This is a genomic window from Chthonobacter rhizosphaerae (genome assembly GCF_013839525.1).
GTDB classification, from domain to species: domain Bacteria; phylum Pseudomonadota; class Alphaproteobacteria; order Rhizobiales; family Pleomorphomonadaceae; genus Chthonobacter; species Chthonobacter rhizosphaerae.
This window is the reverse complement of record NZ_JACDIS010000002.1, coordinates 440,025-454,942: the sequence shown is the minus strand read 5'-3', so window position 1 is coordinate 454,942 and position 14,918 is coordinate 440,025. Positions and strand designations below refer to the sequence as shown.

The following is a 14,918-nucleotide window of genomic DNA, read 5'->3' as shown; positions in this document are numbered from 1 at the left end:
CCACGCTTGGGCAAACCTTCACGAGCGGCGAACGGCACGGATTGGCTTCGGTAGCCGGGTGGCGCATACCGCTGCCCGAACCAGCCGTTTTCACTCTCTCCCGCGTCACCCGATCCCGTATTCCTTCGCCTTTTCCGGATCGCGGCCCGCCACCTGGCATGCGAGGTCCCAGATGACCTTGGCCTGCTTCCAGGTGGCGTCGTCCTGCATCTTGCCGTCGATCATCACGGCGCCGGTGCCGTCCGGCATGGCGTCAAGGATGCGCTTGGCGAAGGCGACCTCGCGAGCGTCGGGGGAGAACACCTTCTTGGCGATGTCGATCTGCGTCGGGTGCAGCGACCACGCGCCGACGCAGCCCATCAGGAAGGCGTTGCGGAACTGGGCCTCGCAGGCGGCGAGGTCGGCGAAGTCGCCGAACGGGCCGTAGAAGGGCTTGATGCCGGCGGCAAGGCAGGCGTCCACCATCTTGGCGACCGTGTAGTGCCAGAGGTCCTGCTGGAACCCGGTGCGCGGGGCGTCGCCGTTCGCATCGGCCAGCACCGCGTAGTCCGGATGGCCGCCGCCGACGCGGGTCGTCTTCATGCCGCGCGAGGCCGCGAGGTCGGCCGGGCCGAGGCTCATGCCGTGCATGCGCGGCGAGGCGGTGGCGATCGCCTCCACGTTCTTCACGCCCTCGGCGGTCTCCAGGATGGCGTGGATCAGGATCGGCTTCCTCACCTGATGCCGGGCCTCCAATTGGGCGAGCAGCTGGTCCAGGTAGTGGATGTCCCACGGACCCTCCACCTTCGGCAGCATCACCACGTCCAGCTTGTCGCCGATCTCGCCGACGAGGGTGAACAGGTCGTCGAGCACCCACGGGCTGTTCAGGCAGTTGATGCGGGTCCAGACGCCGGTGTCGCCGAAGTCGGTGGCCTTGACCATCTCGACGAAGCCGGCGCGCGCCGCCTCCTTGGCGTCCGCCGGGATGGCGTCCTCCAGGTTGCCGAGCACCACGTCCACCTGGCGGGCGAGCTCCGGCACCTTGGCGCGCACCTTCTCGATGTGCGGCGGCACGAAGTGGATCATGCGCTCCACCTTGACGGGGATGTCCCTCAGAGGCTCCGGCGCCCCGATGGCGAGCGGCTTCCAGTAGGCGCGCGGCGTCTTTACGGTCATCGGGCTCTCCTCCCTCGCAAGTCTCGGGGCGAAGGGGTAGCGCACGGCCGTCGCGCCGCACAATCGGACCAAGGGCGCACGGCGATCGGTCGCAGGGGCCGGCGGCCGAGCCGGAGCGTCAGCGCAGCGTCAGCCACTTCCGGTGCGCCCACATCCACTGGTCCGGCGCTTCGCGGATGTAGGTCTCGAACCGCCTGTGCATGGCGAGCGCTCCGGCGCGGATGTCCGCGTCCACGTCGTCGGTCACCGGCACGTCGATCACCTCGGCCTCCACCCGAAAGTGCACGCCCGTCGTGCGCAGCACCCGCCCGACCACCAGCGGCACCCCGAGACGGCGGGCGAGCACCGCCGGATAGGTGGCGAGCCGCGCCCGGTGGCCCAGGAAGTCCGCCTCCACGCCGGTATAGTCGTGGAGATCCGCCAGCATGCCGATCGCGACTCCCTGGCGGGCGAGCGAGCGCAGCTTCAGCGCCGACACCCGGTCGCGGGTGAACAGGCCCTGGTCGTAGACCGGCGTCCGCCGGTCGAGGAGGAAGGCTTCGGCGAGGGGATTCTTCAGCGGGTTGTAGACCGCCGCCACCTGGAAGCCGGCGAGGCGGATGCCCCAGCCGGCAAGTTCCCAGTTGCCCTGGTGCAGGGAGGCGAACACCGCGCCGCGCGCGAGGTCGGCCCGGTGCGCCTCCAGGGCGGTGAAGGCGTGCTCGAAGCGATCCGGATCGGCCATGATGTCCGCCAGCCGGAAGCTCTCCGCCGCCACCCGGCCGAGGTTGTCCCACATGCGGTCGAGGAGCGCGCGCCGCTCCGCCGGCGAAAGCTCCGGCATGACGGCCGCCAGATGCCGGTCGGCGCGGGCGTGGCGGGCGTTGAACGGCGCCACCTTGCGCCAGACCCAACCCATCAGCGCCGACCCGCGGTCGACCGGCAGGGCGCCGAGGATCCACGCCACCAGCCGCAGGGCGGCGAGCTCGACCCAGTCCGTGGCCCGGACGGTCTCCCGCGACGTCCGGCGACGCGTCGGATTGCGGCGGACCGCGTCCTGCATGGCCGCGCGGCGGCTGTCGGGGTCGGTGTCTGTGGGCCTGTCGGACACGGCGGACGTTCGGCGATCGCGAGGACGGGGCGGGGTTCGGATTGACCGGCCCTCGATAACCGTCTAGGCGGGGAAAGGCCAGCCCGGCGACGGCATGTCCGTCGCTCCCTCGTCCGGCGCCCGGATCCTCCCCGCATGCTTCAGGTCATCACGCTCGCCTTCCCGTTCTTCGGGGTGATCCTGATCGGGTTCGTGTCCGGCAAGATCGCCCGGATCGAACGGTCGGGCCTCGCCTGGCTCGACTTCTATCTCATCTACGTCGCCCTGCCGGCGCTGTTCTACGACCTCATCTCCCGCACGCCGGTGGAGGAGCTCGCGCGCGGCAGCTTCATTCTGGCGACCACGCTCTCCACCTTTCTGGCCTTCCTGATCGCCTATGGCCTCGGCATGCTGCTCGGCGAGCGCGACGCCCGCGTCGGCACCATCCGGGCGCTGGTCGGCTCCTATGCCAACGTGGGCTACATGGGGCCGGGCCTCACGCTCGCGACCCTCGGCCCGGCGGCGGCTGCGCCGACCGCGCTCATCTTCTGCTTCGACGTCGCCCTCGTGTTCACGCTCGTGCCGGTGATGATGTCGCTGTTCGGCGGCGAGAAGCGGGGCGCGGTCGCGACGGCGCTCCTGGTCGTGCGCCGCGTCCTCCTCCACCCCTTCATCCTGGCGACCCTCGTCGGCGCGGCCGCGGCCCTCGTCGATTTCCAGACGCCGGCGCCCGTGCAGGGCATCGTCACCTTCCTGCGCAATTCCGCGGCGCCGGCGGCCCTGTTCGCCCTCGGCGTCACCGTGGCGCTGCAGCCGGTGGGCCGGGGCGCGCGGGAGATCCCGGCTCTGGTCGCCGTGAAGCTGATCGTCCACCCGATCATCGCCTGGGCGCTCGTCACCACCATCGGGGGCTTCGAGCCCGTGTGGGTCAAGACCGCGGTCCTGATGGCCGCCCTGCCGCCGGCGGCGACCATCTTCGTGGCCGCCCAGCAGTACAACATCTACGTGGCGCGGGCGGCGACGGCGATCCTGATCGGCACGGCCGTTTCCGTGCTCACGGTCACCACCGCGCTCTACCTCGTCACCCACGATCTCATCCCGCTCTGAGACCGCCTCACACGCTCTGGAACAGGCGCGGCCGCAGGCCCTCCCGCATCAGGAGCTTGCGGATCGGCCCGACGTCGCGGGCGAGCTGCAGCATCACGGTGCGGCCGATCTGCACCGGCAGGAAGTCGGTCAGGAGCGAGCGGTTGAGGAGATCCACCCCGAAGGTGCGGGTCGCCACGTCCGCGCGCCGGGCCGACTGGTAGCGCGCCGTCAGGGCCTCGCCGCCGACGTCGTCGCCCCGCAGGCGGGCGCGCCGAACCAGCTCGGCGAGCGCCACCACGTCCCGGATGCCGAGGTTGAGACCCTGCGCGCCGATCGGCGGGAACGCGTGCCCCGCCTCGCCGACGAGCGCGGCCCGGCGGCGCGCCAGCGTGTCGGCCCGCAGCCCCGTCATCGGCCAGGTCTGGCGCGGCCCGGTCGGCGTCAGGGCGCCGAGGATGGACCGCGAGCGCCGCTCCAGCTCGGCCCCGAGCGCCCCGTCGTCAAGGGCCGACAGCCGCTCCGCCTCGGCCGGGCGCTCCACGCAGACGAGGCTCGACCGGCCGCGGCCGAGCGGCACCAGGGTGAACGGGCCGGTCTCCGTGTGGAATTCCGTGGACGTGTCGAAATGCGGTTGGCTGTGCTGGAGGTTGGTGACGAGCGCCGTCTGCGGATAGCGCCAGGTCTTCACGGAGATGCCGGCGGCCTCGCGCACCATCGACTGCCGACCGTCGGCCCCGACCGCGAGCCGCGCCGTCACGACCGTGCCGTCCTCCGCGGTGACCGTGGCGCGGCTCTCCGTCAGCGCCACGTCGGTCGCGGCGGTCTCGATCCGGGCGATCCGGTCGGCCCGGGTCGCCACCGCCGCCCCGAGCCGTTCCGTCAGCACGCCGTTGGCCACGTTGTAGCCGAACGCCTCCAGGCCGAGCTCGGACGCGTGGAAGGCGATCTCCGGAGCCCGCACCAGCCGGCGCGTTCCGTCCACGAGGCGCATGGTCCGGAGCGGTGCGGCGTCCTTCTCGATGCCCGTCCACGCGCCGAGCCTGTCGATCGCCTCCACGGAGCCGGACAGCAGCGCCGTGGTGCGATGGTCGGCGGGCGGGGCAGGGGGCGCCACCAGGGCCACGGTCAGACCCGCGTCGGCGAGCGCCAGGGCACCGATCAGCCCGGCCGGCCCCGCGCCCACGATCACCACGTCCGTTTCCAGCGTCCGCTCGCTCATGACGTCTCCCATCCGGACCGCCCGCGCGGTCCTCGGTTCGTCCGGCCGCCTCGGCGGCCATAGGCACGTTCTGGCGCGGCGACGGCGGTTCGGCAAGTCGCCACGGGCCCGATGGCGCAGGCCGAAGCGGTCACGGAGAGGTTCATGCGGGGCCGGCTGCGGGTTTGCCCGCATTGCCGGCGGGGGCGGTCCATGCGCATCTGCAGTCAAGGGGCGTCGCACCGGCGCGGGTCTTCGCGCGGGCGCCTCCGGACCGTGCCATGGCCGACATCACTCCCGACACCGCGTGCCCGACGGACGTTTCCCGGCCCGTCGCCGACCGTCTCGCCCGCCACTGGCGCGGCCTCACGGTTTCGGCGATCGCGCTGCTCGCGCTTGTCGGCTGGGCCTATCTCGCCGCCGCCGTGGCGTTCGGCGGACGCGTCGCCGACATGGGGTTCGGCATAGCGGCCCTCCAGCCGCTCCTCGACCGGCTGGCCGGCACGGTCCCGGCGCTCGCCCGCGCGGGCGGCGGGCACGGCCCGCTCATGCCCGCCATGGCGGCCTGGGGTGCCGGCGACGTCGCGCTCGTGTTCGTCATGTGGGCCGCCATGGTGTTCGCCATGATGGTGCCGACCGCCGCGCCCACCTTCCGGGCCTATGCCCGCGCGGGCGGCGCCACGGCCGGTTGGGTGATGGCCGGGTACACGGCCGTCTGGCTCGCCGTCGCGGTCGTCGCGACGCTCGCCCAGACGGCCCTCACCACCGCCGGGGCTCTCGCGCCGCACATGGCTCCGGCCGGATTCGCCCTTTCGGTCAGCATCCTGATCGCCGCGGGCCTCTACCAGTTCACCCCGTTGAAGCTCGCCTGCCTCGCCCGCTGCCGCCGCCCCGCCCTTCTCGACGAACGGCCGCTCCCGGCTGCCCGGGCGTTCCGGCTCGGCATCGACGAAGGCGTCGCCTGTCTCGGCTGCTGCTGGGCCTTGATGGCGGTGATGTTCGCCGCCGGCCTGATGAATCTCGTCGCCATGGCGTTTCTCGGGGCGCTCATGGGAACTGAAAAGCTGGCAAAAGGCTTGTGGCTAACGTATGCCATTGGAAGCCTTCTTCTCGTGGCTGGACTGACGCTGGCGGCTGGATCCTTCCTCGGCTAAGGTGGATCGTTCTTTCCTTGAGAGCATATACCGGGTAGGAGGACGCGCGGTTTGGCGATCCAATCCGCCACAACACCAGGGGTCGCCAGTGATCCGCGAGGGGCGGCCGGTCTCGGTGCGACCTGCGCAGACCTCGTCTTCGGAGAGCGGCCGTGGCCAATTTGACCATCGTGTCCAAGCATCAGAACGCCCTCATCGCCCTGGCGGTTCACGCCTTTACGGCCAGTGGCATCGTCCTCGCCATGCTGGCCGCCTTCGCGGCCTACCGACTCCAGTGGAGCGAATTCTTCGCCTGGCTCGGCCTGGCGCTGATCGTCGACGGGGTGGACGGCCCGATCGCCCGCCGGTTCGAGGTGGAGCGGCGCCTGCCGACCTTCTCCGGCGCTGCGCTCGACACGGTGGTCGACTACGTCACCTACGTCTTCCTGCCCGCGTTCGCGATCGCCTTCGGCGGCTTCGTCGCCAGCACCTGGGTGGCGATCACCATCGCGGGCATCATCGTCTTCACGTCGGCCATGTACTATGCTGACACCCGCATGAAGATGAAGAACAACGCCTTCCGGGGCTTCCCCGTGGTGTGGAACGGTGTCGCCTTCGTGTTCTTCGTGTTCCGGCCGGAAGACACCGTGGTGATCGGGATCACCCTCGCCCTCGCGGTGCTCACCTTCATGCCGGTCGCGTTCATCCATCCGGTGCGGGTGGAGAAGTGGCGTCCGCTGACGCTGGCCGTGTCCTTCGTGTGGTTCATCTGCGCGGCCATCGCGCTCGCCATGTCGCTCGCGCCGCCGGACCTCGTCAAGGTCGGCCTTCTTGCCTCCACGCTCTATCTCGGCACGGTGGCGGCCGTTCAGCAGGTCCTCGCCCGCTTCAAGCCGGACTGACCGTTTCCCGATCGGGCGACGTGCCACGGGCGGCCTTCGGGTCGCCCGTTGTCGTTCGGGCTCCGTGCGTGACGACCCGAACCCGGCAAAGCCCGCCGCCGAGACCTCTCCTCCACCGGCCCGGACGCATCCGCTGCTCCCGAACCCGACTGCCCGAACGGAAACGGCCGGCGCTCCCTCAAGGAACGCCGGCCGGTCGTCGCTGGTCGGCCGTGGGGCCGACCGTCGCTGATTACATGCAGTCGCCGGTCGGCGTGGCGCGCACCTGGCCCGACGGGCAGGGCTTCAGTTCGCCCGACTCCTCGCTCGGGTTCGGCGACACGGTCGCGCTCGGATCGGCGGTGCCGGACGCCGCGCCGGTGCCGGTGCCGCTGCCGGTGCCGGATTCATTGGTGCCCGGGGTCGTGGTGTCGCCCGTCACGCCCGCGCCCGGATTGGTGGTGCCGGTACCCGGATCGGTGGAGCCGCCCGTGCCGCCCGAGCTGCCCTGGCCGGACGAGTCGCCCGATGAGGAGCCGCCGTCGCTGCCGCCGCTGCCGCCGTCGGACTGAGCAAAGACGGGATTCGCGAAGCCGATCGCGATCGACGCGAGGAGCGCCGAAATCTTGAGCGTCTGGGAAGTCATCAGTGTTCACTCCGTAAGACAAGTTGGCCGCATCCACGTATTGCGTCCGTCTTGCGGGTCGCAAAGCCAGATCAGTCGCGGCTTGAGTGAAAACCGGTGAGGTCTGTTATTGTTCCAGCGAGGCCACAACCGCCCTTGGTCTCAGTCCTGCGGTTAACAGAACGTCGCCGACTCGTGCGTTGCAGCATTATGGCCAAGCACAAGCCGAAGCCTGGTCGAGCGGCGTTGACGCTCCGCCGTCAGGCGGTTTCTCGTCCGAGCAGCCGCTGCACCCGTCGGCCGAGTCGGCCGCCGCGCGCGCTCTTCGACGGCGCGGTCGCGCGCATCTGGGCCACGTCCACCACCTCGTCGAACCGCAGGCGCGCGCGCGTGACCACGCCGTCCGCCACGTCGCGCGCGGTGATCGACGTGTAGCTGCCGAGGTCGATCCGGCTGCCCGGGCGGGCCTTGTCGCCGAACCGCGCCGTGAAGGCGTCGGCGACGGTCATGCCCGTGTAGGCTCCCGGCAGGTCGAGGTCGTAGAAGGCCGCGATGTCGTCGAGAAGCGCGTCCGCCGCGATCGGAAACTCGCCGAACACCAGACGCTTGGCCGCGTTGGCGGCGTCCGGAGGAAGCGGCGCGAACACCCGGTCGAGCCGGTGGACCCGCTCGGTCGGCACCAGGAAGTAGGCGTAGTCGCCCACCTTCAGGCCGCCGGTCATCTCGGCGGCGTTCTTCACGTCGCCCTCGCGGACCACCAGCACCGGCTTCAGCCAGGTCGGAAGCGCGCTCGGCCGGAGCGCCACGAAGCTGTCGTTGGCGATCGGGTAGCCGACCAGCTCCTTCGCGCTCTGTCCAGGCAGGTCGATCTCCACCCGGCTTGCGGCCGGAGCCGGACGCTTCAGCGCCATGCCGAGCAGGCGCGCCGCCGGCGCGATCGTCCAGCCCTGGACGATGAGCGAAACCATGACCACGAAGAAGGCGAGGTTGAAGTAGATCGCGGCGCCATCGACGCCCGCGAGCGTCGGGATGGCGGCGAGGAAGATCGAGACGGCGCCGCGCAGGCCGACCCAGGAGACGAACAGCATCTCCTTGCCGGTGAAGCCGAACAGCCGCAGGCAGAGGTAGACCGCCACCGGACGGCCGACCAGGATCAGGAAGACCGCCAGGATGAGACCCGGCACCATGTAGTCGATCAGCGTCGACGGCGTCACCAGGAGGCCGAGGACCAGGAACATAACGATCTGGCAGAGCCAGGTGGCCGTGTCGTGGAAGTTGACGATCGACGGGAAGGCCCGCACCTGCCGGTTCCCCACCACGAGCCCCGCCACGTAGACCGCCAGGAAGCCGGACCCGTCGAGAAGCGCCGTGAACCCGAACAGCGAGATCGCCATCGCGATCACGAAGAGCGGGTGGAGCCCGCTGAGAAGGTTGAGCCGGTTGAGCATGAAGACCGTGAGGAGGCCGGTCGCGAGCCCGAGGCCGCCGCCCAGCACCGCCTGCCTCAGCAGGCTCTCCGCCACCTCCCATCCCGGCGTCGCGCCCGCCGCGAGCGCGAGCTCGGTCAGCACGAGCGTGAGGAACACCGCGACTGGGTCGTTGGAGCCCGACTCGATCTCCAGCATCGCGCCGATGCGCGGCTTCAGCTGCAGCCCGCCGATCTTCAGCAGGAAGAACACCGCCGCCGCGTCGGTGGACGCCACGATCGCCCCGAGGAGAAGGCCCTGGATCCAGGTCATCTGGAACAGGTAGGTGGCGAACACGCCGACGATGCTGGCCGTGATCGCGACGCCGATCGTGGCGAGGACGACGGACGGCGCCAGCGCGTCGCGCACCGTGGAGAGCCGCGTCCTGAGGCCGCCGTCGAACAGGATGATGGCGAGCGCGCACGAGCCGATCAGGTAGGTGGCCTGATAGTTGTCGAACTCGATCCCGCCCGGGCCGTCCTCCCCGGCCAGCATGCCGATGACGAGGAAGACGAGGAGGAGGGGCGTTCCGAACCGCGAGGCGAGCAGGCTCGACAGAATGCCGGCAAGCACCAGCAACGCTCCGAGGGCCAGGAACAGGTTCGCGCTCGCGATTTCGGCCATGCGTCCGGTATCCTCCTCCGGGTCTGGTCGGCGTTTCGGCGCGGAACGGGCACGGCCGGTCCGGCGGCAACCCGCCGAGGCTCGTCCCGCCATCGCGCCATGGACTGGGATTGAAACGGACCGGCGGGAGAAATCCCGCTGCGGACCATCACCTCTGCCTGTGATTCTGGACCGAAGCATGACGGCGCGGAATGGATTCGTCCCGCGGCAATCCGCTTCAACGTCGATTTTGTCCGCCGGCGGGGCTTACCCTCGCCAGATTTCGCGTTACACGTCGTGCCGTGACGGCCGGGGCTCCGGCCGACCCGATCGAGGCAAGTGGGGCGCTTCATGCAGGACGTGGTCGAGGATCAGAAGTCCGCGCCGGCGGCGGACACGGCACGCGCGGGCGAACCGGCGCCGGCCGCGCCTGCGCAGCCGGAGGCGGCTCCCGCCGCCGCGGCGAAGTCGGCCGCCGCCTCGCCCGTCCGGCGCGCCGCGTCGGCGCTCGTCGTGCTCGTCCACGTGCTGGTGCTGCTCGTCGTCTCGGTCGGCCTGTTCGCCCCCGGCATCGACACGCTGCCGGTCACCGACCGCGACGAGGCGCGCTTCATCCAGGCCAGCCGGCAGATGCTGGAGAGCGGAAACTGGCTGGACATCCGCTTCCAGGACGACGCCCGCTACAAGAAGCCCATCGGCATCTACTGGCTGCAGGCGCTGTCCGCCGAGGCGACGGGGCAGGGCGCCGACGCGCCGATCTGGGCCTTCCGCCTGCCGTCCATCGTCGGCGTCACGCTCGCGGTCCTGTTCGCCTACGGGGCGGGCGTGGCGCTCTTCGGCGCGACCGCCGGCTTCTTCGGCGCGCTCCTCGTCGCCGCCACCGTGCTCGCCGGCGTGGAGGCGCGCCTCGCCAAGACCGACGGCATGCTGCTCGCCACCATCGTGGCGGCCCAGTGGGCGCTGGCGTCGCTCTGGATGGATCCTGCCCGCCGCGCCCGATTCGGCCGCAACGCCCTGTTCTGGACCGCGCTCGGCGCCGGCATCCTCATCAAGGGGCCGGTCCCGCTGTTCGTGATCGGGTTGACGCTCTTCACGCTGGTCGCCTTCGACCGCTGGTCGTTGTCCGTGGTGCGCGGGCTGAAGCCGCTCTTCGGCCTCCTCTGGCTGGCGCTCCTGGTGCTGCCGTGGTTCGCCACGATCGCCTACATCTCCGGCGGCCAGTTCTTCGCCGACGCCCTCGGCGACGACTTCGCCGCCAAGATCGCCGCCGCGCAGGAGAGCCACGGCGCGCCGCCCGGCACCTATCTGCTCGCCTCCTTCGGCACCTTCTGGCCCGCGTCGGGCTTCATTCCGCTCGGCATCGCCTGGGCGATCGCCACGAGGCGCGAACCGGCGACCCGCTTCCTGATCGCCTGGGCGCTACCGGCCTGGGCGGTGCTGGAACTGGTGCCCACCAAGCTGCCCCACTACGTGCTGCCGATGCTGCCGGCCCTGGCGCTGATGGTGGGCGGAGCGCTCGTCGCCGACGCGCTCGGCGCCGGCAGCCGCTGGCGCCGCGCGTCCCTCGCGTGGATCGCCCTTGGCGGCATCGTGCTGGCGGTCGGCCTCAACGGCGCGTTCCTCTGGCTGGAGGGCCGGGCGGATCCGATCGGCCTCGCCGGCGCCGTCGTGGCGGGAGCTGCGGCCATCCTAGCGTGGCAGCTCGCGCGCCGTGGCTTCCTCCGGCTCGGCGTGATGGCCGCGGTGCTCGCGTCGGGCTGCGTCGTGGCGCTCGCGTGGGTGCATCTGCTGCCTGCGGCAAAGAACCTCTGGCTGTCGGATCGTATTGCAGAAACTGTCATAAAACTGCCAGAGTGCGCAAACAAGATCTCGTCCGGCTACAGGGAGCCCAGTCTCGTCGTCCGTCTCGGAACGGAAACGCGGCTCGTCCCTGTCGAGCAGGCGGCGGCGGCCTTCACGGAAGGGTCGTGCGCCATCGCGGCCATCGACAGCACCCAGGACGACGCCTTCCGGTCCGGTCTCGCGGCACGGGGCGTGACGGCGGTGCCGGCGGCCGAGGTGACGGGGCGCAACATCGACGGGATGGAACTCCGGACGATCCGGATCTACACCCGAAGCGAAGAGGCGGCGGGTGACGGATCTTCCACTGGAGTCGCTGCCGACCAGCCCGCGCCCGGCGTCGGACCCGCTCCGGACGCCGCCCCCGCGCCCTGACGGGCCGCTCGACGCCGACCTTGTCACCCGTCACGCCTTGGAGGCCGCCCGCCGGGCGGCCGATGCCCGCACGACGGCGGCGCGGGAAGCCCTTTCCAGCGCCGGCCGCGACGCGGCGCTCGCGCTCATCCTCGGCGCGGGATCGACGCGGTTCGCCCTGGCGGCGGTGATCGCCCTCCTTCAGGCCTTCCGACTCCTCGCCGGCGCGGCTCTCGGTCTCGCCCGCGCTACTCTAGCCGGACCGTTCGGTCGCGCGTCCGGCCTGCTCGCGCGCCTGTCCGCCGCACTCGACCGCCGGCGGGTGAGGGCAGGGCGCGCGGAGAGGTTCGCGGCCGACCCGCAGACCCGGCTTCTCCTCGTGATCCTTGCCGTCGGCGCCGGGCTGACCGTGGCCGGCTTCGCCCTCAACGACGAGGCGCGGGCCTTCGTGGAGGGGCTGCCGCCGGAGGTCCGCTCCGACATGCGCGCCGTCACGCGGTGGGGCAAGTCGGACTGGATCCTCGTCCCGCTCCTCGTCGGGCTCCTCGCCGCCGAGGTCGCCCTTCGTCGACGGCTTCTCGCGCCCCGCTGCGCGGCGTTCGCGCGCCACGTCCAGCGGATCGCGCTCTACGGCTTCGCGGTCATCGCGATCAGCGGCGTGGCGGCCATCGTGCTGAAGTTCGGGCTCGGCCACCCGCGCCCGCACCTCCAGCCGGCGGTGGAGGGGCTCGCCGCTCTCACCGGCCCGACCCTCGACCCGGACCGGGCGAGCTTCCCGTCCGGCCACGCGACCACCATGGCGGCGTTGGCCGTCGGCCTCGCCTTCCTTTGGCCGCGGCTGGCGCTCCTCGTCGCCCCGTTCGCCCTGACCGTGGCCCTGTCGCGGTCCGTCGTCGGCGCGCACTTCCTTTCCGATATCGCAGCCGGGCTCCTTCTCGGCGCGGCGTCGGCGCTCGTCATCGCCGGCTGGTTCGCCGACCGACGGCTCGCGCTGCGGCGCGGCGGCAAGGGTCTTCCGGCCCGCCGGCGGTTCCCGACCCGGTGGGTTCGCCGCGAAATCGGCGCCCACCTCGGCTTTTTCCTTGCATCCTTCCGGCGGACGGACGATACCGGCGCCCGATGAGCGGCGCCTCAGTCTCAGCGGCGCGCACACCGGAACCGTCGATGTCGTCAACGCTCTCTTCCGCCGCCGCGTCCGGCGATCTCGTCTCGGTGGTGATCCCGGCCAAGGACGAGGCGGACAATCTGGCCATTCTCATCGAGGAAATCCTCACCGCGCTCGCCGCCCGCCCGCTGGAGGTGGTGGTGGTGGACGACGGCTCGACCGACAGCACCGGCGCGCTCCTCGCGCGCCTGCGCCAGGAGGGCAAGCCGGTGCGGCACATCCGCCACGAGGTACCCTGCGGGCAGAGTTCGGCCGTCCGCTCCGGCGTACTGGCGGCGCGCGGTCAGGTGGTCGTCACCATCGATGGCGACGGCCAGAACGATCCGGCCTACATTCCGGCACTCCTGGCCGCGCTCCAGGCGGCCGGGCCGTCCGTGGCGCTCGCGGCCGGCCAGCGGCTGAAGCGGACCGACGGCGTCTACAAGAAATACGCCTCCCGCTTCGCCAACGCGCTCCGCGGCGCCATCCTGGCCGACGGCACCCGCGACAGCGGCTGCGGCCTGAAGGCCGTCCGGCGGCCCGTTTTCCTGCTCCTGCCCTTCTTCGACGGCTGGCACCGCTTCCTGCCGGCGCTCGTTATCCGCGAGGGCTACGGCGTCGTGCACGTGGACGTGGTCGATCGGCCGCGCCGGTTCGGCCGCTCCAACTACGGCATCTTCGATCGCGGCCTGCGTGGCGCGCTGGATCTTTTCGGGGTGTGGTGGCTGCGCAAGCGACGCCGCAAGATCCCCATCGTTTCGGAAATCGGTCACCCCCATGCCTGACGTGTTCGCCCATGTGGCCGACTGGCTGCACGACGTGTTCGTCGCCCAGTGGGATTTCTGGATCCTGTTCGGCTTCGTCGGTCAGGCCTTCTTCACCATGCGCTTCGTGGTGCAGTGGATGGCGAGCGAGAAGGCGCGCCGGTCCGTGGTGCCGGTGGCCTTCTGGTTCTTCTCCCTCGGCGGCGGCACGGCCCTCCTGATCTACGCCATCCAGCGGCAGGATCCCGTCTTCATCGCCGGCCAGGGCCTCGGGCTCATCATCTACCTGCGCAATCTCCGCCTGATCTACAAGGAGAAGAAGGCCTCCGTCCTGCCGGACGGAGACCGGTCGCAAGGCTGACCCGGCTTTCGCCCGCGCCTCAGCGGAGCGCGGCGTTGAACCGGTCGAACCCGGCTTCCAGGTCGGCGATCAGGTCCGCCGGATCCTCCAGGCCGATGTGCAGCCGGATCAGGTGGCCGGGCTCGTCCCAGGTGGTGGCCGTGCGGATCTTGCGCGGATCGCTCACGATGGCGAGGCTCTCGAAGCCGCCCCACGAATAGCCGAGCCCGAACAGGCCGAGACCGTCCAGCATGGCCTTCACGGCGTCGAGCGGCGCTTCCCGTGTCACGAAGCTGAAGAGTCCGGTCGCGCCCTTAAAGTCGCGGGCGAAGAGGTCGTGGCCGGGGAAATCCGGCAGCGCGGGGTGCAGCACCTTCGCCACCTCCGGCCGCCCCTGAAGCCAGCGCGCCACCGTCAGCCCGCTTTCGTGGTGCCGCGCGAGCCGCACGCCCAGGGTGCGCAGGCCGCGCAGGCCCAGGTTGGCGTCGTCCGGTCCGACGCAGAGTCCGAGGTTGGTGTACACCCGCTTCAGCGCGGCCGCCGCGCGCGGGCCCGCCGCCACGGTGCCGAGCAGCGCGTCCGAGTGCCCGACCACGTACTTCGTCCCGGCCATCAGCGACAGGTCGGCCCCGTGGGCGAGCGGCTTGTAGTAGAGCGGCGTCGCCCAGGTGTTGTCGGTCACCACCATCAGGTCGCGCCGGCGGGCGACCGCCGCGATCGCGTCGAGATCCTGCATCTCGAACGTCAGCGAGCCCGGCGTTTCGGTGTAGATCGCCTTGGTGTTCGGCTGGATCAGCGCCTCCACACCGGCGCCGATCGTCGGGTCGTAGTAGGTGGTCTCGATCCCGAAGGATTTCGCCAGCGTGTTGCAGAACTGGCGGGCCGGCGCATAGGCGCTGTCCGTCACGAGGATGTGCCCGCCCGCGCCCACCACCGCCAGGATGGCGGTCGTCACGGCCGAAAGGCCCGAAGGGCAGAGCACCACCGTCTCGGCGCCCTCCAGCGCGGCCAGGAGTTCCTTCAGCCCGTCCATGGTCGGGCTGCCGTGCCGGCCGTAGGTGTAGCGCTGCTGGCCCGACAGGAGCGTCGCCGTGTCCGGAAAGGTCACCGTCGAGCCATGGTAGACCGGCGGGTTCACGAAGCCATGGTGCTCCCGCGGGTGCCGGCCGCCATGGGCGAGCAGGGTTTCCTGGGTCATCGGGCGGGTATCGGTGGTCGGGTCTTCGGGCGTGTGGGCCATGAGCGACGGCTGCCTCGC

At 71.1% G+C, this 14,918-nt stretch carries 13 protein-coding genes; 7 read left to right on the top strand and 6 right to left on the bottom strand.

Annotation, left to right across the window (positions count from 1 at the left end; genetic code table 11):
• Nucleotides 1–105 precede the first annotated feature (105 nt).
• Together HND91_RS05895 and HND91_RS05890 are read right to left on the bottom strand one after the other, a co-directional pair.
• Complete coding sequence (locus HND91_RS05895; protein WP_181705594.1) at nucleotides 106–1,155, bottom strand: HpcH/HpaI aldolase/citrate lyase family protein; 1,050 nt, start codon at nucleotides 1,153–1,155, stop codon at nucleotides 106–108.
• Between the two features lie 118 nt (nucleotides 1,156–1,273).
• Nucleotides 1,274–2,245: an LpxL/LpxP family acyltransferase gene (locus HND91_RS05890; RefSeq protein WP_181705593.1), complete on the bottom strand. Its 972-nt coding sequence runs from the start codon at nucleotides 2,243–2,245 to the stop codon at nucleotides 1,274–1,276.
• 135 nt (nucleotides 2,246–2,380) lie between these two features.
• On the opposite strand from HND91_RS05890, the gene HND91_RS05885 reads away from it, so the two are divergent.
• A complete protein-coding gene (locus HND91_RS05885; protein ID WP_181705592.1) occupies nucleotides 2,381–3,331 on the top strand; it encodes an AEC family transporter in 951 nt (316 codons plus the stop codon).
• A gap of 7 nt (nucleotides 3,332–3,338) precedes the next feature.
• Here HND91_RS05885 and HND91_RS05880 read toward each other — a convergent pair whose 3' ends face one another.
• Entirely contained in the window at nucleotides 3,339–4,532 is a 1,194-nt protein-coding gene (locus HND91_RS05880; protein ID WP_181705591.1) for a UbiH/UbiF family hydroxylase, read from the bottom strand.
• 260 nt (nucleotides 4,533–4,792) lie between these two features.
• On the opposite strand from HND91_RS05880, the gene HND91_RS05875 reads away from it, so the two are divergent.
• On the top strand, nucleotides 4,793–5,665 hold the full coding sequence (locus tag HND91_RS05875) for a DUF2182 domain-containing protein (RefSeq protein ID WP_181705590.1): 873 nt from the start codon (nucleotides 4,793–4,795) through the stop codon (nucleotides 5,663–5,665).
• Nucleotides 5,666–5,817: 152 nt separating this feature from the next.
• Nucleotides 5,818–6,546 (top strand): CDP-alcohol phosphatidyltransferase family protein, encoded by a 729-nt coding sequence (locus HND91_RS05870; RefSeq protein WP_181705589.1) that lies wholly within the window; start codon nucleotides 5,818–5,820, stop codon nucleotides 6,544–6,546.
• 232 nt (nucleotides 6,547–6,778) lie between these two features.
• Here the strand turns inward: HND91_RS05870 and HND91_RS05865 are convergent, their stop codons facing one another.
• On the bottom strand, nucleotides 6,779–7,171 hold the full coding sequence (locus HND91_RS05865; protein ID WP_181705588.1) for a hypothetical protein: 393 nt from the start codon (nucleotides 7,169–7,171) through the stop codon (nucleotides 6,779–6,781).
• A gap of 239 nt (nucleotides 7,172–7,410) precedes the next feature.
• Nucleotides 7,411–9,240, bottom strand: a complete 1,830-nt coding sequence (locus HND91_RS05860; protein ID WP_181705587.1) for a potassium/proton antiporter — start codon at nucleotides 9,238–9,240, stop codon at nucleotides 7,411–7,413.
• A 330-nt stretch (nucleotides 9,241–9,570) separates the two neighbouring features.
• On the opposite strand from HND91_RS05860, the gene HND91_RS05855 reads away from it, so the two are divergent.
• Genes HND91_RS05855 through HND91_RS05840 form a run of 4 tightly spaced genes read left to right on the top strand, consistent with a single transcriptional unit; the run spans nucleotide 9,571 to nucleotide 13,681 of the window.
• Nucleotides 9,571–11,433 carry an ArnT family glycosyltransferase gene (locus tag HND91_RS05855; protein WP_181705586.1) on the top strand — a complete coding sequence of 621 codons (1,863 nt, stop codon included), beginning with the start codon at nucleotides 9,571–9,573 and terminating at the stop codon, nucleotides 11,431–11,433.
• Entirely contained in the window at nucleotides 11,351–12,535 is a 1,185-nt protein-coding gene (locus HND91_RS23190; protein ID WP_181705585.1) for a phosphatase PAP2 family protein, read from the top strand. The genes HND91_RS05855 and HND91_RS23190 overlap by 83 nt, the downstream gene beginning before the upstream one ends.
• 41 nt (nucleotides 12,536–12,576) lie before the next feature.
• Nucleotides 12,577–13,341 carry a glycosyltransferase family 2 protein gene (locus HND91_RS05845; protein WP_181705584.1) on the top strand — a complete coding sequence of 255 codons (765 nt, stop codon included), beginning with the start codon at nucleotides 12,577–12,579 and terminating at the stop codon, nucleotides 13,339–13,341.
• The gene (locus HND91_RS05840) at nucleotides 13,334–13,681 is read left to right on the top strand and encodes a lipid-A-disaccharide synthase N-terminal domain-containing protein (protein ID WP_181705583.1); all 348 of its coding nucleotides are present in this window, start codon (nucleotides 13,334–13,336) and stop codon (nucleotides 13,679–13,681) included. The genes HND91_RS05845 and HND91_RS05840 overlap by 8 nt, the downstream gene beginning before the upstream one ends.
• 19 nt (nucleotides 13,682–13,700) lie before the next feature.
• On the opposite strand, the gene metC is transcribed toward HND91_RS05840, so the two are convergent.
• A complete protein-coding gene (gene metC / locus HND91_RS05835; RefSeq protein ID WP_246329309.1) occupies nucleotides 13,701–14,858 on the bottom strand; it encodes a cystathionine beta-lyase in 1,158 nt (385 codons plus the stop codon).
• Between the last annotated feature and the right edge of the window lie 60 nt (nucleotides 14,859–14,918).